The sequence below is a fragment of the Pseudomonas sp. AS2.8 genome (assembly GCF_014190935.1).
In the GTDB taxonomy this organism is placed as follows: Bacteria; Pseudomonadota; Gammaproteobacteria; order Pseudomonadales; family Pseudomonadaceae; genus Chryseomonas.
Genome location: NZ_JACHVV010000001.1, coordinates 423,668 through 445,224, shown reverse-complemented (window position 1 = coordinate 445,224; position 21,557 = coordinate 423,668). Strand labels below are relative to the sequence as shown.

Below are 21,557 nucleotides of genomic sequence, written 5' to 3'. Positions count from 1 at the left end.
GACTTCGCCGATGGCTTCCTACGACCACCTGTACATCGACGGCCAGTGGGTCCGCCCGCTGCGCGGCGGCACCTTCGAGACCCTCGACCCGGCTCTCGAGACCCCCATTACCCAGGTCGCCGCGGCGACCGCCGAGGACATCGACCTGGCCGTGCGCGCGGCCCGCCGAGCCTTCGACGAAGGCCCCTGGCCGCAGCAGAGCGGCGCCGAACGGGCGAAGGTGCTGCGCCGCATCGCGGCGACGATCCGTGAGCGCCAGCAGCAACTCGCCGAACTGGAGGTGCGCGACAACGGCAAGCCACTTCCCGAAGCGCTGTGGGACATCGGCGACGCCGCCGGTTGCTTCGACTTCTATGCCGACCAGGCCGAACGCCTGGACCGGGAGCGCGAGCGCGCGATCACCCTGAGCGATGCGCGCTTCAGCGCCGTCGCGCGCCAGGAGCCGATCGGCGTGGCAGGCGCCATCATTCCCTGGAACTTCCCGCTGCTGATGGCCGCCTGGAAGGTTGCACCAGCCCTGGCCGCCGGCTGCACCCTGGTGCTCAAGCCCTCGGAACTGACCCCACTGACCGCCTTGGAACTAGCCGACATCTGCCACCAGGCCGGGCTGCCGGCCGGGGTCCTCAACGTGATCACCGGCCTGGGAGCAGACGCGGGCGCGCCGCTGGCCGAGCACCCGGGCGTCGACAAGCTGGCCTTTACCGGCAGCGTGCCGACCGGCAGCCGGATCATGCAGGCCGCCGCGCGCGACATCAAAAACATCAGCCTGGAGCTGGGCGGTAAATCGCCCTTCGTCATCTTCGATGACGCCGACCTCGACGCTGCCGTCGAATGGATCCTGTTCGGCATCTTCTGGAACCAGGGCGAGGTCTGCTCGGCCACCTCACGCGTGCTGGTGCAGCGCGATCTCTATGAGCCTCTGCTGGAACGCCTGGCGCAGGAAGCCCAGCGCATCACTATCGGTCCGGGTCTGGAAACCGGGGTACTGCTGGGCCCGCTGGTGAGCCGTGGCCAGCACGAGAAGGTCCTCGCCGCCATCTCACGCGGCCAGGAGGAAGGCGCTCGCCTGATCACCGGCGGTGAGCGGCCGGCGCAGTTGCCTACCGGCTACTACGTGCAACCTACGGTCTTCGCTGACGTCGCCGAGGACAGCTGGATCTGGCGCGAAGAGATCTTTGGTCCGGTGGTCTGCGTGCGGCCCTTCGACAACGAGGCGGAAGCAGTACGCAGCGCCAACGACTCCCGCTTCGGCCTGGCCGCTGCGGTGATGTCCCGCGACCTGGACCGCTGCGAGCGGGTGGCCCGGGCGCTGCGTGCCGGCATCGTCTGGATCAACTGCTCGCAGCCAACCTTTACCGAAGCGCCCTGGGGCGGCTACAAGCAGAGCGGCATTGGCCGCGAACTGGGTGAATGGGGCCTGCAGAATTATCTGGAAACCAAGCAGATCACCCGCTATGACAGCGACCAGCCCTGGGGCTGGTACATCAAATAGGACGACCCTCATGCGCTGGAAGAAGACCCTGCAACTGGCAGAAGTCCACTGCGAAGGCGAGATCGGCAAGGTCATCACCGGGGGCGTGCTGGACGTGCCCGGGCGGACCATGCTCGACAAGATGAATCATATCAACGAGGTGGATGACAGCCTGCGGCGCCTGGTGACCCTGGAGCCACGTGGCTGCCTGCAGATGTCGGTCAACCTGCTGCTGCCGCCGACCCGCCCGGAGGCCCAGGCGGGCTTTATCGTGCTGCAGGCTGACAAGGCGCATCCCATGTCGGGCAGCAACTGCATCTGCGTGGTGACGGCGCTGCTGGAGCTGGGCATTCTGCCGATGCAGGAGCCGCTGACCACGGTGACGCTGGATACGCCGGCCGGCCTGGTGGTGGCCCAGGCCGAGTGCCGTGACGGCCGCTGCCTGAACGTTTCCCTGGACATGGTGCCGGCCTTCGTCGAGGCGCTGGATCTGCAGGTCACTACCGCTCAGCATGGCACCCTGACGGTGGATGTCGCCTTCGGCGGGGTCTACTACGCGCTAATCGACGTCGAGCAGGTCGGGCTGAGCATCGCACCGGAGCATGCCCGCGCCTTGGCGGAGCTGGGTGTGGCGCTCAAGGGCGAGATCGGTCGCCAGCTCAACGTCCAGCATCCGCTGCTGCCCAGCGTGAACGAGATCGCCTACGTGATGTTCCGCAAGCGCCTGGACGCCCGCACCTATCAGACCTGCACCACCCTGCCGCCGGGCCGGGTGGATCGCTCGCCCTGCGGCACCGGCAGTTCGGCGAACCTCGCCACCCTGGCCGCGCGCGGCCTGGTCGCGGTGGGCGACCAGCTCACCTCGCGCTCGACCATCGGCGGCGAGTTCACTATTGGCTTGCGGGGCCTGACCGAGGTGGCGGGCCGGCCGGCGGTACTGCCAAGAGTCACCGGACGTGCCTGGCTCTATGGCCTGCAGCAGCTGGGCATCGATCCCGACGATCCGCTCGCCGCCGGCTTCATGCTCAGCGATACCTGGGGCGCCGGATTCGGCTAGCGCGACAGGCGCGATGCTAGACTGCCCCCTCTCAACCTCCGAGCGTGAAGACTTCCTCGATGGCTGCAAAAGACGCTGATCCTGCTGTTGCCGCCCGCCGTCACGGCGGACGTTACATCTACGAGGAACTGCGTCGCCAGATCCTCACCCTGCAACTAAAGCCAGGTATGCCCCTGGATGAAACATCGCTGGCGACCCAGTTCGGGCTGTCACGCTCGCCAGTCCGCGACGCCCTGGCGCGCCTGGCGAGCGAGGGCCTGGTCACCATCCTGCCCAATCGCACCCTGCTGGTGACGCCGTTCGAAATAGAGGAATTTCCAAACTACGTGTCCGCGCTGGACCTGCTGCAGCGCGCGGTAACCCGCCTGGCTGCCATCCGGCGGACGCCACGCGAGCTGGACCTGATCAAGCAGGCGGACGCGCGCTACCTGGACGCGGTCGCCAGCGGTGACTTCCAGGCCATGTCGGAACTGAACAAGGCCTTCCATCTGGAAATCGCCCGTGCCGGCAAGAATGCCTATCTCACTGCCAGCTACGACCGGCTGCTGGGCGAAGGCCAGCGGCTGCTGCATCTGCACTTCGACTACATCATGAACAGCGCTGGCTCCACCCGGCTCGGGCGCGACCACGACCGTATCGTCGCCGCCATCGAACACCAGGACGGCGACGAGGCCGAAGCCGCGGCCCACGAGCACACCATGCTGTTTCGCCAGCGCTTTCTCAGCTTTCTCGAACAGGATCTGTTGCGCGGCATGGCGGTCGGCTAGCAGAGAGCCCTGCTTAACATGCCTGTCAGACGCAACGTCAGCTTCGACTCCTGAGCGGGCAAACCCCTGTGCTAGAGGTCATGGAACATGCCAACCAAGACCTTCAGAAACATCTTGAAAACAATAAAATTGATTAGCAATCAGTAACTTGCCTGAAACACTTTAAGCTGGCCGCCTGCCACCGTAGTCCCGTGGCGCCGAGGCCCCCTCGCCTCACCTCTTTTCCCGGCGCGTAGTCCAGCCGGGCGCGGTAGCCTGTCCGCCGTCTCTGCCGCGTACCCAACTTTCCGCTTTTGCGAACCCGTGCCCCTCCTCCGAGGCAGAGCGCGCGGTTTACCTATTCCTCAAGGAAACCTCCCCCATGCTGATTCAGCTCAACTGGATCCGCGGCCTGGCGGCCGTTCTCATCGTTTTCCACCACATGACCGTGGGCAGCTACCAGACCACCGAACACCAGCAGATCGCCCTGAACCTGCTGTCGCTGGAAACCACCTGCATCTTCGTCGCGCTCTCGGGTTTCTTCTTTCGCTACAACCTCGGCAAGTACAGCTACCAGGTCTATCTGGGCAAGAAGCTGCAGAACGTCATCCTCCCCTATCTGCTGATCTCGATCCCCGCCGTGCTGCTCTATGTCTCCGGACTCAAGCAGGAACACGAGTGGATCGACATGAACGCCTTCCATGACTGGCCGCCCTTCGCCCAGACCGCCCTGCTGCTGGCCACTGGCGCCCACCTGGGTCCGCTGTGGTTCATCCCGGCGCTGACGCTGATCTTCCTGCTCGCGCCGGTCCTGGAGTGGATCGTCGAGCGTGGCCTGCTGCCCGCGGCGACCATGGTCGGCCTGCTGTATTTCCTGGTGTCCGATCGCCCGGCCAACGATGCCGATCCGCTGCTGGCGGCACTGCATTTTCTGCCGATCTACCTCTGCGGCATGCTGGCCTGCGAGCAGCGCGAGCGGCTGCAACGGCCCCAGGCGCGTTACTGGCTGCTGGCGGCCCTGGTGCTGCTGAGCGGCGCGGCAGTGCTCGACAGCGCCTTCTACGGGCTGCAGAAACTGGCGCTGTGCCTGCTGCTGTTCGCCGTCTTCAGCCAGAGGGTCAAGGCGCCCGGATACGCCGAGGGCCGCCTGACCAGGGGCATGGCCCTGCTGGGCGCCTACAGCTTCGCCATCTACTTCCTGCACGGCTATCTCGCCGGCGCCTATCGCGTGCTGGGTCGCCTGCTCGGTGAGCAGAACTTCGCCCAGTACCTGGGCACCCGCCTGTGCCTGACGCTGATCACCCTGCTCTGCTGCATCGCCGCGGTCTGGCTGGTCAAGCAGGTCACCCGGCAGCGCAGCCGGGTACTGATCGGCGCCTGAAGCCGGTCGCTGGCGCCGCTTCCGACGGCGCCTTATGCTGTCCCGCATTTGCGGTGGCAGCCATGAAGACGACGCGCAAGGCCCTGCTCGCCCAGGTCGGCGATTTCGAGATCCGCCTGCTGCGACTGTTCAAGACCGTGGTGGAATGCGGCAGCTTCACCGCCGCCGAAGGCCGGCTGGGCATCACCCGTTCGGCCATCAGCCTGCACATGAACGACCTGGAAAAGCGCCTGGGCATGCGCCTCTGCCAGCGCGGGCGCGCCGGTTTCTCCCTGACCGACGAAGGCCGCGAGGTGCTCAAGGCCAGCCAGTCGCTGTTCGCCGCCCTGGAAGGCTTTCGCAGCGAGGTCAACCAGCTGCACCAGCACCTGCGTGGCGAGCTGAACCTGGGCATCATCAACAACTTGGTGACCCAGCCGCGCATGCGCATCACCCATGCCCTGGCCGCGCTCAAGCGCGCCGCGCCGGGGGTGGTGGTCAACATCGGCATGACCCTGCCCGGCGAGATCGAGACCGGCGTGCTCGACGGCCACCTGCACCTGGGCGTACTGCCGCTGATCAATGCCCTGGCCGGGCTGGACTACCTGCCGCTCTATGAAGAGCGCGCCCTGCTCTATTGCAGCCGCAGCCATCCGTTGTTCGAGGTGGCCGACGCGGCGCTGGACGAAGACCGCCTGGCCGCCCAGGACGCCGTCGGCCCCAATCATCTCCTCAACCAGGACGGCCATGAGCGCCATGCCGCGCTGAACTGCACGGCGCGGGCCTCGGATCGCGAAGGCGTGGCCTTTCTCATCCTCACCGGCTGCTACATCGGCTACCTGCCCGACCATGTCGCACAACCCTGGGTGGCCCAGGGCCAGTTGCGCGCCCTGAATCCCGAGCGCTTCCACTTCGACACCACCCTGGCCGCCGTCACCCGCAAGGGCCGGCGACCGAATCTGGTGCTGGAGCGCTTTCTCGAAGCCCTGGCCGAGACCGTCTAGTTGGCGCTGCGGGTCGGGCGGACGACGATCTCGTTGACGTCCACGTCGTCCGGCTGCTCGACGGCATAGCGCACCGCGCGGCCGATGGCGTCGGGTTGCAGGGCGATGGCACGATAGTCGTCCATCATCGCCCGCGCCGCAGGATCGGTGATGGTGGAAGCCAACTCGCTTTCCACCACGCCCGGATGGATGCAGGTGACCCGCAGATCGTCGCGCTCCTGGCGCAATCCCTCGGAGATCGCCCGCACCGCGTGCTTGGTGGCGCAATAAACCGCCGCCGTGGGCACCACCGACAGCGCACCGATGGAGCCCAGGTTGATGATGTGCCCGGCGCCGCGGGCGGTGAATTCCGGCAGCACCGCGGCGATGCCGTTGAGCACGCCCTTGATGTTGACGTCGACCATCTGCATCCATTCTGAGGTCTTGAGCGAGGCCATTGGTGATAGCGGCATGATCCCCGCGTTGTTGACGATGACGTCCACCCGCCCCCAGCGCTCGCGCGCCGCCTGGGCGAAGGCGGCCACGTCGGCGCCATCGGTGACGTCCAGCCGGAGACAGGCGGCCTCGCCACCCGCGGCGTTGATCTCGGCCGCCAGGGCTTCCAGCCGTTCGCTGCGGCGGGCGCCGAGTAGGAGCTTGCAACCGGCCGCGCCCAGTTCGCGCGCGATGCCCGCGCCTATGCCACTGGAAGCGCCGGTGATGAGTACGACCTTGTCGATAGCCATGGAGTGTTTCCTCTCGAATTGGGGTGGATTGCCTGGGCGATCTGCTGGTCGGCTGCGTGCCCTTCCAGGCTTGCCACCACCTTAGCGAGCGGCCATTGTCGTGATAACTCCTCCTGTCCTGACTGCCATGGTTAGCCGGACTTACCAATGCCAACCGATCTGAATCTGCTCAAGGTCTTTGTCGTGGTGGCCACGGCCGAGAATTTCCGCGTGGCGGCCGATCGCCTGGGCGTCAGCCGCTCTGCGGTCAGCCAGGCCATCCGCCGCCTGGAAGACGAACTGGGCAGCTCGCTGGTACAGCGCACCACCCGCAGCGTGCGTCTGACCGAGGCTGGCGAACGCCTGCAGCGGCAGATTGCCGGGCCCCTCGCTGGTCTGCTGGGCGCCCTGGAAGACGCCAGCCATGCCGGCCCGCCGCGCGGATTGTTGCGGGTGGCGGTCACCTCCATCGCCGAGCGCTTTCTCGATGGGCCGCTGCTGGCCAGCTTCATCGAGGCCTATCCGGAGGTGACCCTGGACATCACCGTCACCGACGAGGAATTTGATATCGTCGCGCGTGGTTTCGATGCCGGCGTACGGCTGGGCGAGGTGATCGAGCAGGACATGATCGCCATCCCGGTGACCGGACCGCAGCGCGAAGTGGCCGTGGCGACCCCCGGTTATTTCGCCCTGCATGGCCGGCCCCGGCACCCGCGTGACCTGGCGGACCACCGCTGCATCGGCTGGCGTCCGGCCCCGGAGGTGGCGCCCTGGCGCTGGGAATTCAGCGAGAACGGCCGCGCCTTCGACGTGGCCGTCGCGCCGCGGATCACCACCAACGACATGCTGCTGATGGTGCGCACCGCCCTGGCCGGTGGCGGCATCACCTTCGGCATGGAGGACACCTTCCGTCCCTATCTGGCGCGGGGCGAACTGGAGCGGGTGCTGGACGACTATCTGCCGCCCTTTCCCGGCTTCTATCTCTATTATCCGAACCGCCACAACCTGGCGCCCAAGCTGCGGGCACTGGTGGAGCATGTGCGGGGATTTCGGGAGCAGAAGGAGGGGTAGCGCGGGGTTTTGGGTGGCCCTCACCCTGACCCTCTCCCGGAGGGAGAGGGGGCGCCCGCCTGCCACCGCGTAGCATGGAAAACGGCGCAGTCTTTTCCACTTGGTGCGAAGGCAGACCTGTTGGGCTTCGACGATGGAGCCGCCTCAACCCAACCTACGCACCCTGTAGGTTGGTTGAGCGCAGCGAAGCCCAACATCACCTGCTAGGCCGTAGCGTGGAAAACGGCGCAGCATTTTCCACCTGGTGGGAAGGCAGACCTGTTGGGCTTCGGCGATGGGGCCGCCTCAACCCAACCTACGCGTCCTGTAGGTTGGGTTGAGCGCAGCGAAGCCCAACAGCACCCACCATCAGGTCCCCAGGATCCACCGATCGATGGCCTGGGCCAGGCCATCTTCTTGGTTGCTGACCGTCACCCGGTCCGCGGCTTCCCGTACCCCCGCGCCGGCCTGGCCCATGGCGATGGCGAGGCCCGCCTGGCGAAACATGGGCACGTCGTTGCTGCCATCGCCAATGGCCGCAGTGCGCGCCACGGGTACGCCCGCAGCCTGGGCCAGCTCGATCAGGGCGTCGCCCTTGTTGGCCTTGGGGTGGGTGATGTCGAGGTAATAGAGCTGGGAGCGCAATACCGTGGCGCCCTCTCCCAACCGCTCGCCCAGCTCGCCCTCCAGGGCTTCGAGGCCCGCGTGATCGTCACCGGCGGCGACGATCTTGTCGACGCGATCCAGATAGGGTTCGAAGGACTCCACTACGGTGGGTCCATAGCCCAGCGCCCGGGTCTCGCGCGGCACATAGGTCCCCTGCCCATCGCGGGTCAGCCAGAGATCGTCAGCAAACAGCCAGACTTCGAAGGCCTCGCGGTCCAGGCGCTCCAGCACCTGGCGCGTCACCTGCTCGGCCAGGCGGTGGGCGCGGATTAGGGTGCCGTCCGCCTCCACCAGGTTGCCGCCGTTGAAACCGGCCACCGCCTGGTGGATGTCCAGTTGCCGCACCAGCGGCAGCAGCGCCCGCGGCGGGCGGCTGCTGACCAGGGTAATGGCCTTGCCGGCCGCCTGCAGTCGCTTGACGGCAGCGATCACCGCCTCGCTCAGGCTCTTGTCGTCACGCACCAGGGTGCCGTCGATATCCGACACCAGCAGGTCGATGGGGATCAGGTCAGCGGATGCCATGAGCGGCCGTCCTTCTGCAGGAGTTCATCGGCACCGGCGGGACCGGCACTGCCCGCGGCGTAGCTTTCCACCGCGCCGCCCTGTTGCCAGGCGTCGAGGAAGGGTTGCACGGCGCGCCAGCCGTTCTCGATGTTGTCGGCGCGCTGGAACAGGGTCTGGTCGCCGATCAGGGAATCGTAGATCAGGGTTTCGTAGCCGGTGGAGGGTTGCATCTCGAAGAAGTCGCTGTAGGCGAAGCCCATGCGGATGTTTTCCAGCTCCACCAGGGGTCCCGGGCGCTTGGCGTGGAAGTCGAACCACATGCCTTCGTCGGGCTGGATCTGGATGATCAGGTAGTTGGGCCGCATCCGGTCGATCTTGGTATCGCGGAACTGGGCATAGGGCGCGTGCTTGAAGCAGATGGCGATCTCGGTATCGCGCGCGGTCAGGCGCTTGCCAGTGCGCAGGTAGAAGGGCACCCCGGCCCAGCGCCAGTTGTCGACGAACAGCTTGAGCGCCACATAGGTTTCGGTCTGGCTCTGCGGATCGACCCGTTCTTCCTCGCGATAGCCTTTGACGGGCTTGCTGTTCATCGTCCCGGCGGCGTACTGGCCACGTACCGAATTGGCCAGGGCCTCTTCGGTAGTCTGGGGGCGGATGGCGCCGACCACCTTGGCCTTCTCGTCACGCACCGAGGTGGCGTTGAAGGACGCCGGCGGCTCCATGGCGACCATGGCCAGCAGCTGGAACAGGTGGTTGGGCACCATGTCCCTCAGGGTGCCGGTCTTCTCGTAGAAATCGCCACGCGACTCGACGCCCACGGTCTCGGCCGCGGTGATCTGCACATGGTCGATGTAGTGGTTGTTCCAGAACGACTCGAACAGGGCGTTGGAAAAACGGCTGACCAGGATGTTCTGCACCGTCTCCTTGCCCAGGTAGTGGTCGATCCGATAGATCTGCTTTTCCTCCATGTTCGCCAGCAGGCGCTGGTTGAGCGCCTGGGCGCTGGCCAGGTCGGCACCGAAGGGCTTTTCCACCACCAGCCGGCGATAGGCGTCTTCGCGCTCTGCCAGCAGGCCGGCCTTGCCTAGGCGCTCGGCGACGTCGCCAAAGAAACGCGCGGCGGTGGCCAGGTAGAAGACGGCGTTGTCGGTGTCAGCCTGGGCGATGCGTTCGCCTACCGCCTGGTAGGTGGCGTCTTCGAGGAAGTCGCCCTGCAGATAGTGGATGCGCCCGCGCAGCTGGCCCCACAAATCGGCATCCAGCGCCTCGTCCCGGGACTTGCCCTTGGCTTCGGCCTGGTCGCGGATGAAGGCTTCCAGCCGTTCGGCGAAACCTTCGTCGGTGTTGGGATTGTGGTCGACGCCGATGATCTGGGTGCGGTCGTCGAGCAGACCGTCACGCAGGAGGTTGTACAGCGAGGGGATCAACAGTCGCTTGACCAGATCACCGTTGGCGCCGAACAGAAAGAGCGTGGCCGGCGGAGCGGTCGGTGCCTTGGTGCAGGAGCGGCGCTCCTGGGCGGCGGTGCTGGGGGTAACGGCAGGAGAATCGGTCATGACAGGGCCTTATCCACGAGGGCGGCTGATGCCGTCCCCCGGGACGCGGCCCGTGGCCGCTCCACAGGGGAACGGCCGAGGTTTTACTGCGGGATTTCGACGTGACCGCCAAAGCCGAAGCGCATGGCCGACAGCAGCTTGTCGGCGTAGGTGGCTTGCTGGCGGGAACGGAAGCGTGCATAGAGGGCAGCGGACAGGACGTTGACCGGCACCGCTTCCTCGATGGCCGCCTCGATGGTCCAGCGGCCTTCGCCGCTGTCGGCCACCGAACCGGAGAACTTCTCCAGCTCGACGTCGCCGGCCAGGGCCTGGGCGGTCAGGTCCAGCAGCCAGGAGGACACCACGCTGCCACGGCGCCAGACTTCGGCGATGTCGGCCAGATCCAGCTCAAAACGCTCGTCTTCCGGCAGCTTGTCGCTGTTCTTCATCTTGAGGATGTCGAAGCCCTCGGCGTAGGCCTGCATCAGGCCGTATTCGATGCCGTTGTGCACCATCTTGACGAAGTGACCCGAACCGGCCGGACCGGTGAAGATGAAGCCACGCTCGGCACGCTCGTCCGGGGCGTTGCGGCCACGGGTCCGCTCGATGCTGCCGTAGCCGGGAGCGAGGGCCTCGAAGATGGGCTCCAGGCGCTCCACGGCTTCGGACTTGCCGCCGATCATCATGCAGTAGCCGCGTTCCAGGCCCCAGACGCCACCGGAGGTGCCGACGTCGACATAGTCGATGCCCTTCTCGGCCAGGGTCTTGGCGCGACGGATGTCGTCCTTGTAGTAGCTGTTGCCGCCATCGATGATGACGTCACCGGGAGCCAGGCGGTCGGCCAGCTCGGCGATAGTCTGCTCGGTCGGCGCGCCGGCCGGCAGCATGACCCAGATGGCCCGCGGCTGTGCCAGGGCGGCAATGACGTCATCCAGGCTATCGGCGGTGATGGCGCCTTCCTTGCCGAGGCCGGCCACGGTTTCGGCACTGCGATCATAGACCGCGACTTCATGCCCATGCTTCATCAAACGCCGTGCGATGTTGCCGCCCATGCGGCCCAGTCCGATGATTCCCAATTGCATGCTGATGACTCCTTGAGGTCAGGCGACCGCCGCCTCGACCAGTTCGACGATTTGTTGCAGGCCGGCGTCGATGTCGCCGCCCTTGATATGCACGCGCAGATAGCGCCGTCCCCGTTCGGCCAGCACCTCGAGATCGCCTTTGGCCTGGGCGGCCTCGACGACACCAAAGCTCAGACTCCGCCCTGGGATCTGCAGGTCGTTCTGGGCATCGGCGGTAATCTGGATGAACACACCCGAGTTGGGACCGCCCTTGTAGGCCTGTCCGGTGGAGTGCAGAAAGCGAGGGCCGAAGCCGCCGACGGTCGCTACGCGCTTGCTGTCGCGAATGCTATCACGCATGGCGCCCAAGGCCTCCTCGTGCACGGCATTGCGCTCGAGATAGGCCAGCACGGCGAGATAGTCGCCGGGCTGCAGACGCGCCAGGTGCGCCTTGATCGCCGCGCGGGCGGTGTCCTGCCCCTGCAGGTCGGCGTCGCCGAACAAGGTCAGAGCGCCTTCCTCCAGCAGTGGCTCGTCACCGGCCAGGCGGCCCTCGCGCTCGTAGCCATCGGTCAGGGCGCGGGTCTTGATCTTGCTGGCTTCCACGTCCGGCTGATCGAAGGGATTGATGCCGATGACGGCACCGGCCACCTCGGTCGCCACCTCCCAGCGGAAGAATTCCTGGCCGATCAATTCGGCGCGGGCGAGGCGGATGTCCACCACCGGATGCCCGGCTGCGGCCAGGGCCTGCAGGCGACGGTCGCGCTCGGCGTCTTCTTCACCCGCCAGCACCAGGCTGACGAACACCCGATCCGCACCATAGACGGCGGGCTCGCCGAGCGGCTCCAAATCAACGGGGATGATGCCCTTGCCTTGCTTGCCGGTGCTCTCGGCGAGTAGCTGTTCCAGCCAGGCGCCCAGACTGGCGACACCTGGCGAGGCGATCAGGGTGACCTTGTCACGTCCGGCCCGCACCGCCTCGCCTAGGACCACGCCCAGACGGATGCCGGGATTGATGGCCGGCGGCGCACTGGGGCTGCAGGCCAGCACCATGGGCTGGGTCACCTGGAAGAAGTCGGCCACCGAATGGCCGAGCAGCGCCAGCGGCACCATGCCGAATACCGACAGGACCGAATAGCGTCCGCCGATATGGGGATCGCCCTGGAAGATGGCGCGGTAACCCTCAGCCGTGGCACTGGCTTCGAGCTTGGAACCGGGATCGGTGATGGCGACGAAGCGTCGCTGGGCTTCTTCAGCACCCATTGCCTGTTCGACGGCCTTGTGGAAGTAGGCCCGCAGGATTTCCGGCTCCAGGGTCGAGCCGGACTTGCTCGATACCAGGAACAGCGTCCGGTGCAGGTCCAACTGCTCTTCCAGGGCGGCGATCTGCGCCGGATCGGTCGAATCGAGCACCTTGAGCGTGAGCCCGCCTGTCGCGGTACCCAGGGTATTGGCCAGCACTTCCGGGCCCAGGCTCGAACCGCCCATGCCCAGCAGCACCACGGTATCCAGGCCCTCTTGCCGGGCAGTTTCAGCCAGGGCTTGCAGTGCCTGGGGATCGGCCTGACGCCCCTGGGCTGCAGCCAGCCAGCCGATCCACTGGTCTTCGTCGCGGCCGGTCCAGAGCGAGGCATCACCCTGCCAGAGACGGCGCGACCAGCCCGCGGCACGGGCTTTGTCGAGACGCTTCTCTACTGCGTCATTCAAGGCAGACGGCAGGCGATAGTCCGCGGTATTCAGGCGCTCGCCGAGGACGTCGAGACGCTTCTGGCCGACAGCGCCCAGCAGCGCATCGGCGGCGTCCTCGAACTGGCGGGCACCGTCCTTGACCAGCTGCTTGGCCACGCCATCCAGGTTCAGCCCGAAACGGGCGGTCGCATCCACCACGCGCTGCGCGGCTTCGATGTCGGTACTCAGCATGGGCGCTGCGGTGCCATGGTCACGGAAGGCATCCATGGTCTTGGGCGGCATGGTGTTGACGGTATCCGGACCGATCAGCTGGTCGACATAGATGGTGTCGGGATAGGCCGGATCCTTGGAGCCGGTGGAGGCCCACAGCAGCCGCTGCGGGCGCGCGCCCTTGGCTTCCAGGACCTTCCAGCGCGGCGACTGGATCAGCCGCTGGTAGTCTTGGTAGGCCAGCTTGGCGTTGGCGATGGCGACCTTGCCGCGCAGTTCGTCCAGCTTGGCATCCTCGCCCTTGCGCTCGTCGATCAGCTTGTCCAGCACGCCATCGACCCGGCTGATGAAGAAGCTGGCCACACTGGCGAGACGGGAGATGTCTTCACCGCGATGCAGCCGGGCTTCCAGACCAGCGATATAGGCTTCCGCCACGGCCATGTAGGCATTGCGATCGAACAGCAGGGTCACATTGACGTTGATCCCCTCCTCGATCAGCGTGCGGATGGCCGCGGCCCCTTCGGGCGTACCAGGGACCTTGACCATGAGGTTGGGCCGGTCCACCGCCTGCCAGAGACGGCGCGCCTCTTCCAGGGTGGCACGGGTATCCAGGGCCAGATAGGGCGAAACCTCCAGGCTCACGTAGCCATCGCGACCTTCGAGTCGGTCATAGACTGGCCGCAGGATGTCGGCCGCCTGCTGGATGTCCTCGATGGCCAGGTGCTCGTAGACATCCACCGGCTCGGCATCGGCCTTTTCCAGAAAGGCCTCGAGGCTGGCGTCGTAGTCGCTGCCATGGCCCATGGCCTTCTCGAAGATCGAGGGGTTGGAGGTGACGCCCGTCAGGCCGTCACGCTCGATCAACTTCTGTAGCTCGCCCTTGGCGAGGAATTCGCGACTGACGAAGTCGAGCCAGACCGCCTGGCCCTGCTCCGTCAGCTGCTTGAGTGGATTGCTCATGTGGCGCTCCCTTGGCGTTGCGCCTGCTCCTTGGCCAGCTTGACCACGTTTTCCACGGTGTAGCCGTATTTGGCCTGCAGCTTGCCGATGGGCGCCGAGGCCCCGAAGGTGCTCATGGTCACTGAGGCGCCCTTGCGCCCGATGTAGCGCTCCCAGCCCAGCGGACCGGCCTGCTCGATGGCGACCCGGCCCAGCACCTCGTCGGGCAGTACGGATTGCTTGTAGGCCTCGTCCTGCTCTTCGAACAATTCCCAGCAGGGCATGGAGACCACCCGTGCCTTGACCCCTTCGCCCTGGAGCTGCTCATAGGCCTGCATCGCCAGGCCCAGCTCGCTGCCGGTGGCCATGAGGATCACCTGAGGCTTGCCACCCTCCGCGTCGGCCACCACATAGGCACCCTGGGCGACGCCCTCGGCGCTGGCGTACTTGGTACGCTCCAGGGTCGGCAGCGGCTGGCGCGACAGCACCATGCAGGAGGGTCGATTGGTCTGCTGCAGGGCGATCTTCCAGGCCTGCACCGTTTCGTTGGCATCGCCCGGACGCAGGGTCAGCAGACCCGGGGTGGCGCGCAGTTGCGCCAGGTGCTCGATGGGCTGGTGGGTCGGGCCGTCTTCGCCGACGCCGATGGAGTCGTGGGTGAAGACGAACACCACGGGCAACTCCATGATGGACGCCAGGCGGATCGGCGGCTTCATATAGTCGCTGAACACCAGGAAGGTGGCGGTGAAGCTGCGCAGGTAGCAGAGCGCCATGCCATTGGCGATGGAGCCCATGGCATGCTCGCGGATGCCGAAATGCATGTTGCGTCCCGACGGCTCGCGCGCGGAAAAGCTGCCGGCGCCCTCGAACTTGAGGTTGGTCTTGGTGGACGGCGCCAGGTCCGCGGCCCCCCCGACCAGCCAGGGAATCTGCTCGGCGAAGGCATTGAGCGCCTTGCCGCCGGACTCGCGAGAGGCCACGCCCTTGGCGTCGGTGTCGAAGGTGGGCAGCTTGGCGTCCCAACCCTCGGGCATCTCACCAGCACGCATACGCTGGAGCTCATCGGCACGGGTCGGATCGTCCTGACGCAGACGGTCGAAGGCGCGATTCCAGTCTTCATAGAGAGCGCTGCCACGTTCCAGCAGGGCATCGCGCAGGTGATGACGGGCTTCGTCGGGCACCAGGAAGTCAGCATCCTCGGGCCAGCCATAGGCCTTCTTCGCCAGCTTGATCTCGTCCGCACCCAGGGGCTCGCCGTGAGCCGCCGCGGTGTTCTGCTTGTTGGGCGCGCCATAGCCAATGAGGCTGTCGACCACGATCAGGGTCGGCTTGCCGGTGTTGCCCTTGAAGCGATGCAGGGCGGCGGCCAGGGCTTCGGCGTCGTTGGCATCCTTGACGTGCAGGGTGTGCCAGCCATAGCCACGGAAGCGCTCGGCCACGTCCTCGCTGAAGGCCAGTTCGGTGTGGCCTTCGATGCTGATGGTGTTGTTGTCGTAGATCCAGCAGAGGTTGTCCAGGCCCAGGTGACCGGCCATGGACGCCGCCTCGCCGGTGACGCCTTCCATCATGTCGCCATCGCCGCAGAGGACGTAGACGTCATAGTCGAACAAGGTCACGCCCGGCTTGTTGAAGCGCGCCGCCAGCCACTTCTGGGCCAGCGCCATGCCGACGCTGTTGCCGCAGCCCTGCCCCAGCGGACCGGTGGTGGTCTCGATGCCGGTGGTCATGCGGTACTCGGGATGGCCCGGGGTCTTGGAGTCCAGCTGGCGGAACTGCTTGATGTCGTCGAGGCTGACCGCTTCCTTGCCGGTCGCGGTGCCGTGCTCGTCGATCTCCTTGACGCCCGCGAGATGCAGCAATGAATAGAGCAGCATGGAGGCATGGCCGACCGACAGCACGAAGCGGTCGCGGTTGGGCCAGTCCGGATGCTCGGGGTGATAGCGGAGGAAGCGGCTCCACAGCGTGTGGCCGACCGGGGCCAGGGCCATCGGCGTACCGGGGTGACCGGAGTTGGCCTTCTGCACCGCGTCCATGGACAGGGTACGGATGGTATTGATGACAAGCTGGTCGGCGTTGGAGCTGGAAGGTGCGGTGGAACCCATGGCAAGCGTCCTCGTGCTGGCAGGCGCGCCACCCGCGGCGAAAACGGCAAACACCGTCCGTGAAACCGTTTTCAGCAAAGGCAGCGCCTAGGAGAAGAAAGCAAAGCGGCCGGACGGGGTCCGGGACGGCGGGGGCATCATCCTCTGCGACCCCACGCCGCAGTCGCGATCCTTCCTCTAGAACAGCACGCCAGAGGGTTGGTTCCGCACGGGTAGATAGCCGGCTATCGACTTGTGCGCTCAGTAGCCGGCGGCGACGGCCAGCTCGACATCCAGGCCGGCGTCGCGCATCTGCGCCAACTTGTACCTGAGGGTACGGGCACTGATGCCCAGGCGCTCAGCGGTCTCCTTGCGCCGACCACGCTCGGCCCTGAGGGTATCGAGGATCACCTGGAATTCCCGCTCGCGCAGATCGGCATCCAGTGGCCGCGCTTCATCGCCCAGGCCTGTCGCTGGCACAGGCGCTGCCGCAGGCGCCAGTGAGCCCGCGGTCGCCAGCCAGTGCAGCCCGAAGTCCTCGGCCTGCAGCTGGTGGCCCGGTTGCAGGATCAGCGCCCGCTGCACCGCGTTGTCCAGTTCGCGCACGTTGCCCGGCCAGGGATGCTCGGCCAGGGCCTGGCGTGCGGCCGGGCTCAGGACGGGTACCGGCCGGTTCATCCGCGCGGCCTGGACCGTCAGCAGTCGTTCGGCCAGGGGCACGATATCGGCCGGTCGCTGGCGCAGTGGCAGCCAGGCCAGCGGAAACACCGACAGGCGATAGAAGAGGTCTTCACGGAAGCGCCCGGCGGCCACCTCCTCCGCCAGCTTGCGGTTGCTGGTGGCCACCACGCGGATGTCCAGCGCCAGCGGCTTGCGCGCGCCGACCCGCTCCACCTCGCGCTCCTGCAAGACCCGTAGCAGCTTGGCCTGCAATCCCAGCGGCATCTCGGAAATCTCGTCCAGGAGCAGGGTACCGCCCTGGGCCAGTTCGAACTTGCCAGGCTGGGCGGCGATGGCACCGGTGAAGGCGCCCTTTTCGTGCCCGAAGAGAATGGCCTCGAGCAGGTGATCGGGAATGGCCGCGCAATTGACCGCCACGAAGGGACCGTCCGCCCGCGCCGACTGGTCATGGATGAAGCGCGCCAGCACCTCCTTGCCGGTGCCCGACTCGCCGGTGATGAGCACCGTGGCCTCGCTCCGGGCCACCCGGCTGGCCAGCTCCAGCAGTTGCCGACTCTGGGGATCGGCCGCCACCGGCTGCCGAGCACCGGGCGCTCGCCGGCCCTGGGGGCAGCAGCGCGCCAGGGTCTCCAGCAGCAGGCGCGGCTCGAAGGGCTTGACCAGATAATCCGCCGCCCCGCCGCGCATGGCCTCGACGGCGCGCTCGATACTGCCAAAGGCGGTCATCAGCAGCACCGGCAACGCCGGATCGCGCAGTCGGATGCTGGCCAGCAATTGATGCCCGTCGATACCCGGCATGTTGACGTCGCTGATCACCAGGCCGAAGGGCTCCTCGGCCAGCGCCAGCAGCGCCGCCTCGCCGCTGTCCACGGCGCGATAGCGGTAGCCGCCGAGCTCCAGGGTATCGGCCAGGGCTTCGCGCAGGGCACGATCGTCTTCTACCAGCAAGATGGGCAGGGTCATGCCGAGGTCTCCTCGCGCGCCAGCAGCGGCAGGATGAAGGTCACCACCGTCCCACGGCCCAACCGCGAGCGCACGGTCAGCCGACCGCCATGGGCCTTGGCCATCGCCAGGGCGACCGGCAGGCCGAGGCCGGTGCCGGTGGTCTTGGTGCTGAGAAAGGGCTCGCCCAGGCGCTGCTGGACAGCCAGTGGAATGCCGGGACCGCTATCGCTGATCGCCAGGCGCAACTCCCCGTCACGACGATGGAGATGCACCTTGAGTCGCGCTGAGCCACCGCTGCCGGCCATGGCCTGCAGGGCGTTGTGGATGAGATTCAGGGCAGCACCCACCAGCATGTCGCGGTTGCAGGCGAGCAGACCGCCCTGGGCATCGAGCTGCCAGCGCACGGGGCAGTCGCCGAGATGCGGGTTCGCGGCTTCGCGCAGGGCAGCGAACAGCGCGGCGGGCGTCAGTCGATCCGCCAGGGGCAATTCGCCGCGAGCGAATACCAGCATGTCGCGGACCTGATTTTCCAGTTCGTGCAGCCGCTCCTTGAGACGGCTGGCGAAACGCTGCTGTTGCGCCAGCGCCAGACCACCCTCCTCCAGATGGCTGGCATAGAGTAGCGCCGCGGTCAGCGGCGTACGGATCTGATGCGCCAGCGAGGCCATGGTCCGCCCCAGTGCCGAAAGCCGTTCATGCCGTGCCAGTTCGCCTTGCAGATGGCGGGTTTCGGTGAGGTCGTTGAGCAGCACCAGTTGCCCCGGCTCGCCATCCAGGGAGCGGATGGCGATGGACAGGCGTCGGCCGTCGCGCAGGGACACCTCGTGGCCGTCGTCATGACGCGGCGCAAAGGCCCTCGCGATCACCGTACGCCACAGCTCGCCGGCCAAGGGTTCGCCGAGCAGGGCCTCCGCCACCGGGTTGGCGTCGCGCACGCGCCCGGCGCCATCCACCACCACGATGCCGGCGGGCAGCACATCAAGCAGATTCTGCAGCCGGCTGGCCAGGCGCTCCTTTTCCGCCAGCTCCTGCAGGCGCTGGGCGGATACCCACTCCAGTTCGCCCTGCAGCGAATTCATCCGGGCTTCGAGCAACTGGAAGGATTCGCTCAGCTGGCGCGACATCTGCCCCAGGGCTTCACGGGCCTGAGCCGAGGCGGAGGCCTCCACGACAGCGTCGGCAGGGACAGTGGAAGAAAGGGCTTGCGCAGGCATCGGCTAGGGCTCGCGACGGACAATTGACATTATCCGGGCAGGAGCAAGACCCATGCCGGCCTGGCGCCAAGGCGCCGTAGCGTGGGAAAACGGCATGGCCTTTTCCACTCGCCGCGCTACACAAAAGAAGGTGGATGAGGCTGCGCCGTCATCCACCCTACGTCTAGGTAATGGACGCTTTGGCATCGCTACGTACGGTGGGCTGAGACAGCTTTATCGTCGAAGCCCAACAAGCATGGCCGAGTTGACCATCGTTGGGCTTCGCGTTGCGCTCAGCCCAACCTACCGCATTAGATCTCTTCGTCGAACTCGTCGTCGCGACGTCCCATGCCGTACTTGCGCATCTTCTCGACCAGGGTGGTCCGGCGGATGCGCAGTCGCTCGGCGGCGCGCGCCACTACGCCACCGGCATCGTCCAGCGCCTGCTGGATAAAGCTCTTTTCCAGGTTGGCCAGGTAGTCCTTGAGATCCAGGCCTTCACTGGGCAGCAGCGCCGAGGAGGACACCTCGAGGGTCCCGATCCCGGCCATGGCCTCGCGCTCCTGCAGTTCCTCGCGCAGGGATTCCACCATGGGATCGGCTTCGTCTTCCACGTAGCGGAACTTGAGCGGCAACTCGGCCACGCCGATGACGCCATAGGGATGCATGATCGCCATGCGCTCCACCAAGTTGGCCAATTCGCGGACGTTGCCCGGCCACTCGTGGCGGCACAGCGACATGATCGCCGCCGAATTGAAGCGGATGGAGCCCCGCTTTTCGTGCTCCATCCGGGCGATCAGTTCGTTGATCAGCAGCGGGATGTCTTCACCCCGCTCGCGCAGCGGCGCCATGTCGATGGGGAAGACGTTGAGGCGATAGTAAAGGTCTTCGCGAAAGGTCCCCGCGGCGATCATCTGCTCCAGATTCTTGTGGGTCGCCGCGATGATGCGCACGTCCACGCTCTGGGTCTTGTTGCTGCCCACCCGCTCGTAGGTCCGTTCCTGCAGCACACGCAGGAGCTTGACCTGCATGGGCAGCGGCATGTCGCCGATCTCGTCAAGGAACAGGGTGCCGGTGTTGGCCAGTTCGAAGCGACCGGCGCGGCTGGTGATGGCGCCGGTGAAGGCGCCCTTCTCGTGGCCGAACAGTTCGCTTTCCAGCAACTCGGCGGGAATCGCGCCGCAGTTGACCGGCACGAAGGGCGCCTCGCGGCGCTTGGAGTGGAAGTGCAGGTTGCGCGCCACCACCTCCTTGCCGGTGCCGGATTCGCCGAGAATAAGCACCGTCGCCTCGGTATCGGCCACCTGCTGCATCATCTTGCGCACGCCCTGGATGGCGCGGCTGGTCCCCACCAGGCTGCGGAACAACTCGGGCTCGCGCTGACGCCCACGATCCCGGGCCTGGTCATACATCTCGCGATAGACCTGGGCACGGTGCAGGGAATCCAGCAGCTTGTTGTAGGCCAGCGGATACTGGAGAGAGACCAGCACGCGGCGGCGGACGTCATCCGGCCACTCCGGTTGCGCCGCTTCGCCCAGCAGCAGCAGCGGGACCATCTCGTCCCAGGCCACGACCTGCTTGAGCAGCTCGACGCTGTTACCGCGGCTGTCGACGCGACCGACCAGCACACAGCTGACCTGCCGACTGCTGTCGAGCGCTTCGAGGCTGGCTTGCCAATCGGAACTGGTGCAGGCGAGGTGAGCTTCGCCGAGAAAATCGAGAATGACCGATACCGCCTTGCGCCGCTCGGCTTCATCGTCGATCAGAAGGATCTTGGTTTCACGCCACATGTCCCTGCCCCAATTCGGCTTGTCGGTTCGCTACGCGCAGGTGTCGCCTGCATCCAAGTGCCAACTGGTCGGCATCTTGCGCAAGTTAAGACAAATTGTGATGCGGGGTCAATTTTATGGCGGCGAAATTTCCAAACTTTGAATTACCGTCCAACACATGACGGTCAGCCGAACAGTTGATAGACCTTGGCAGCCTGATTCGACTTGCTGAGCTTGGTCAGCTCCTGGGCGGTGGCGTCCCGCTCTGCCTTGCAGCCCTGCAGCAGGGAGGCATAGAGCGCCAGCAGGCGCTCGAGGCTGGCACGCAGGGCTACGGCTTCGTCACCCGTGGCATACATCGCTTCGTCGACGAACAGCCGGCAATCCAGATCCAGCTCGGCGATCCGCGTCCAGTCTCCGGCTTTGAGCGCAGCGGCCATCTGCTCATAGACGAGCTCGACGCGTTCCACCGGGGTCTTTTGCATGGCGACGTTCATCGGTCGACTCCAGATCAGGGGGCAATGGCATCCCAGCCGGATTTGATCTCGCGGATCAGGCCGGATACTTCTTCCAGGATAACAGGATCATTGTTGCGGTTGGCTTCGCTGAGTCGGCGGATCATATAGTCATACAGACGATCCAGGTTGGTGGCGAGCTCGCCACCCTGCTCGAAATCCAGGACGTCCTTCAGACCGGCGATGATGGATACCGCCTTGCCGATCAGCTCGCCCTTCTCCGGCAGCCAACCGCGTTCCAGGGCACCTTGGGCCTTGGCCAGACGATCCAGGGCGCCTTGCATGAGCATCTGGATCAGCTGATGGGGACTGGCTTCGAACACCTGCGCCTGCAGGCCGACCTGCTGGTACTGGCGCATGGCTGTCATTGCGTTCAT

17 protein-coding genes are annotated in these 21,557 nt (G+C 66.1%); 6 read left to right on the top strand and 11 right to left on the bottom strand.

The annotated features are described in order from the left end of the window. The first annotated feature begins 10 nt into the window (after positions 1 to 10). The 5 genes from FHR73_RS02010 (at position 11) to FHR73_RS01990 (ending at position 5,638) form a co-directional block, all read left to right on the top strand. Entirely contained in the window at positions 11 to 1,492 is a 1,482-nt protein-coding gene (locus FHR73_RS02010) for an aldehyde dehydrogenase family protein (protein WP_183629163.1), read from the top strand. Positions 1,493 to 1,502: 10 nt separating this feature from the next. Next, positions 1,503 to 2,528, top strand: a complete 1,026-nt coding sequence (locus FHR73_RS02005; RefSeq protein WP_183629161.1) for a proline racemase family protein — start codon at positions 1,503 to 1,505, stop codon at positions 2,526 to 2,528. A gap of 59 nt (positions 2,529 to 2,587) precedes the next feature. Next, a complete protein-coding gene (locus FHR73_RS02000; protein WP_183629159.1) occupies positions 2,588 to 3,295 on the top strand; it encodes a GntR family transcriptional regulator in 708 nt (235 codons plus the stop codon). 361 nt (positions 3,296 to 3,656) lie between these two features. Continuing rightward, entirely contained in the window at positions 3,657 to 4,655 is a 999-nt protein-coding gene (locus tag FHR73_RS01995; protein WP_183629157.1) for an acyltransferase, read from the top strand. 62 nt (positions 4,656 to 4,717) lie between these two features. After that, positions 4,718 to 5,638 carry a LysR family transcriptional regulator gene (locus FHR73_RS01990; protein WP_183629155.1) on the top strand — a complete coding sequence of 307 codons (921 nt, stop codon included), beginning with the start codon at positions 4,718 to 4,720 and terminating at the stop codon, positions 5,636 to 5,638. Here the strand turns inward: FHR73_RS01990 and FHR73_RS01985 are convergent. Beyond that, complete coding sequence (locus tag FHR73_RS01985; protein WP_183629153.1) at positions 5,635 to 6,363, bottom strand: SDR family oxidoreductase; 729 nt, start codon at positions 6,361 to 6,363, stop codon at positions 5,635 to 5,637. The genes FHR73_RS01990 and FHR73_RS01985 overlap by 4 nt on opposite strands. 147 nt (positions 6,364 to 6,510) lie before the next feature. Here FHR73_RS01985 and FHR73_RS01980 point away from each other — a divergent pair, with 147 nt between their 5' ends. Continuing rightward, positions 6,511 to 7,413 (top strand): LysR family transcriptional regulator, encoded by a 903-nt coding sequence (locus FHR73_RS01980; protein ID WP_183629151.1) that lies wholly within the window; start codon positions 6,511 to 6,513, stop codon positions 7,411 to 7,413. Positions 7,414 to 7,761: 348 nt separating this feature from the next. On the opposite strand, the gene FHR73_RS01975 is transcribed toward FHR73_RS01980, so the two are convergent. The 10 genes from FHR73_RS01975 to fliS form a co-directional block, all read right to left on the bottom strand. Beyond that, positions 7,762 to 8,580, bottom strand: coding sequence for an HAD family hydrolase (locus tag FHR73_RS01975; RefSeq protein WP_183629148.1), 819 nt, complete (start codon positions 8,578 to 8,580; stop codon positions 7,762 to 7,764). Further along, positions 8,562 to 10,118 carry a glucose-6-phosphate dehydrogenase gene (gene zwf / locus FHR73_RS01970; protein ID WP_183629146.1) on the bottom strand — a complete coding sequence of 519 codons (1,557 nt, stop codon included), beginning with the start codon at positions 10,116 to 10,118 and terminating at the stop codon, positions 8,562 to 8,564. The genes FHR73_RS01975 and zwf overlap by 19 nt, the downstream gene beginning before the upstream one ends. An 83-nt stretch (positions 10,119 to 10,201) precedes the next feature. Then, positions 10,202 to 11,179, bottom strand: a complete 978-nt coding sequence (gene gnd, locus FHR73_RS01965; protein WP_183629144.1) for a phosphogluconate dehydrogenase (NAD(+)-dependent, decarboxylating) — start codon at positions 11,177 to 11,179, stop codon at positions 10,202 to 10,204. A gap of 18 nt (positions 11,180 to 11,197) precedes the next feature. Further along, positions 11,198 to 14,017, bottom strand: coding sequence for a bifunctional transaldolase/phosoglucose isomerase (locus FHR73_RS01960; protein ID WP_183629142.1), 2,820 nt, complete (start codon positions 14,015 to 14,017; stop codon positions 11,198 to 11,200). Continuing rightward, a complete protein-coding gene (gene tkt / locus FHR73_RS01955; protein WP_183629140.1) occupies positions 14,014 to 16,098 on the bottom strand; it encodes a transketolase in 2,085 nt (694 codons plus the stop codon). Before tkt ends, FHR73_RS01960 begins: the two co-directional genes overlap by 4 nt. Positions 16,099 to 16,338: 240 nt before the next feature. Continuing rightward, on the bottom strand, positions 16,339 to 17,721 hold the full coding sequence (locus FHR73_RS01950) for a sigma-54 dependent transcriptional regulator (protein WP_183629138.1): 1,383 nt from the start codon (positions 17,719 to 17,721) through the stop codon (positions 16,339 to 16,341). Continuing rightward, the gene (locus FHR73_RS01945) at positions 17,718 to 18,917 is read right to left on the bottom strand and encodes an ATP-binding protein (protein WP_221191395.1); all 1,200 of its coding nucleotides are present in this window, start codon (positions 18,915 to 18,917) and stop codon (positions 17,718 to 17,720) included. Before FHR73_RS01945 ends, FHR73_RS01950 begins: the two co-directional genes overlap by 4 nt. Positions 18,918 to 19,207: 290 nt before the next feature. Beyond that, entirely contained in the window at positions 19,208 to 20,686 is a 1,479-nt protein-coding gene (locus tag FHR73_RS01940; protein ID WP_183629134.1) for a sigma-54 dependent transcriptional regulator, read from the bottom strand. Positions 20,687 to 20,850: 164 nt separating this feature from the next. Further along, the gene (locus FHR73_RS01935) at positions 20,851 to 21,162 is read right to left on the bottom strand and encodes a flagellar protein FliT (protein ID WP_183629132.1); all 312 of its coding nucleotides are present in this window, start codon (positions 21,160 to 21,162) and stop codon (positions 20,851 to 20,853) included. Between the two features lie 14 nt (positions 21,163 to 21,176). Continuing rightward, on the bottom strand, positions 21,177 to 21,557 hold the full coding sequence (fliS, locus tag FHR73_RS01930; protein ID WP_026083956.1) for a flagellar export chaperone FliS: 381 nt from the start codon (positions 21,555 to 21,557) through the stop codon (positions 21,177 to 21,179).

Excerpts from the sequence above, each read along its gene's own strand:
- FHR73_RS02010 (WP_183629163.1), top strand. The coding sequence starts at position 11 with ATGGCTTCCTACGACCACCTGTACATCGACGGCCAGTGGGTCCGCCCG.
- FHR73_RS02005 (WP_183629161.1), top strand. The coding sequence starts at position 1,503 with ATGCGCTGGAAGAAGACCCTGCAACTGGCAGAAGTCCACTGCGAAGGC.
- FHR73_RS02000 (WP_183629159.1), top strand. The coding sequence starts at position 2,588 with ATGGCTGCAAAAGACGCTGATCCTGCTGTTGCCGCCCGCCGTCACGGC.
- FHR73_RS01995 (WP_183629157.1), top strand. The coding sequence starts at position 3,657 with ATGCTGATTCAGCTCAACTGGATCCGCGGCCTGGCGGCCGTTCTCATC.
- FHR73_RS01990 (WP_183629155.1), top strand. The coding sequence starts at position 4,718 with ATGAAGACGACGCGCAAGGCCCTGCTCGCCCAGGTCGGCGATTTCGAG.
- FHR73_RS01985 (WP_183629153.1), bottom strand. The coding sequence starts at position 6,363 with ATGGCTATCGACAAGGTCGTACTCATCACCGGCGCTTCCAGTGGCATA.
- FHR73_RS01980 (WP_183629151.1), top strand. The coding sequence starts at position 6,511 with ATGCCAACCGATCTGAATCTGCTCAAGGTCTTTGTCGTGGTGGCCACG.
- FHR73_RS01975 (WP_183629148.1), bottom strand. The coding sequence starts at position 8,580 with ATGGCATCCGCTGACCTGATCCCCATCGACCTGCTGGTGTCGGATATC.
- zwf (WP_183629146.1), bottom strand. The coding sequence starts at position 10,118 with ATGACCGATTCTCCTGCCGTTACCCCCAGCACCGCCGCCCAGGAGCGC.
- gnd (WP_183629144.1), bottom strand. The coding sequence starts at position 11,179 with ATGCAATTGGGAATCATCGGACTGGGCCGCATGGGCGGCAACATCGCA.
- FHR73_RS01960 (WP_183629142.1), bottom strand. The coding sequence starts at position 14,017 with ATGAGCAATCCACTCAAGCAGCTGACGGAGCAGGGCCAGGCGGTCTGG.
- tkt (WP_183629140.1), bottom strand. The coding sequence starts at position 16,098 with ATGGGTTCCACCGCACCTTCCAGCTCCAACGCCGACCAGCTTGTCATC.
- FHR73_RS01950 (WP_183629138.1), bottom strand. The coding sequence starts at position 17,721 with ATGACCCTGCCCATCTTGCTGGTAGAAGACGATCGTGCCCTGCGCGAA.
- FHR73_RS01945 (WP_221191395.1), bottom strand. The coding sequence starts at position 18,917 with ATGCCTGCGCAAGCCCTTTCTTCCACTGTCCCTGCCGACGCTGTCGTG.
- FHR73_RS01940 (WP_183629134.1), bottom strand. The coding sequence starts at position 20,686 with ATGTGGCGTGAAACCAAGATCCTTCTGATCGACGATGAAGCCGAGCGG.
- FHR73_RS01935 (WP_183629132.1), bottom strand. The coding sequence starts at position 21,162 with ATGAACGTCGCCATGCAAAAGACCCCGGTGGAACGCGTCGAGCTCGTC.
- fliS (WP_026083956.1), bottom strand. The coding sequence starts at position 21,557 with ATGAACGCAATGACAGCCATGCGCCAGTACCAGCAGGTCGGCCTGCAG.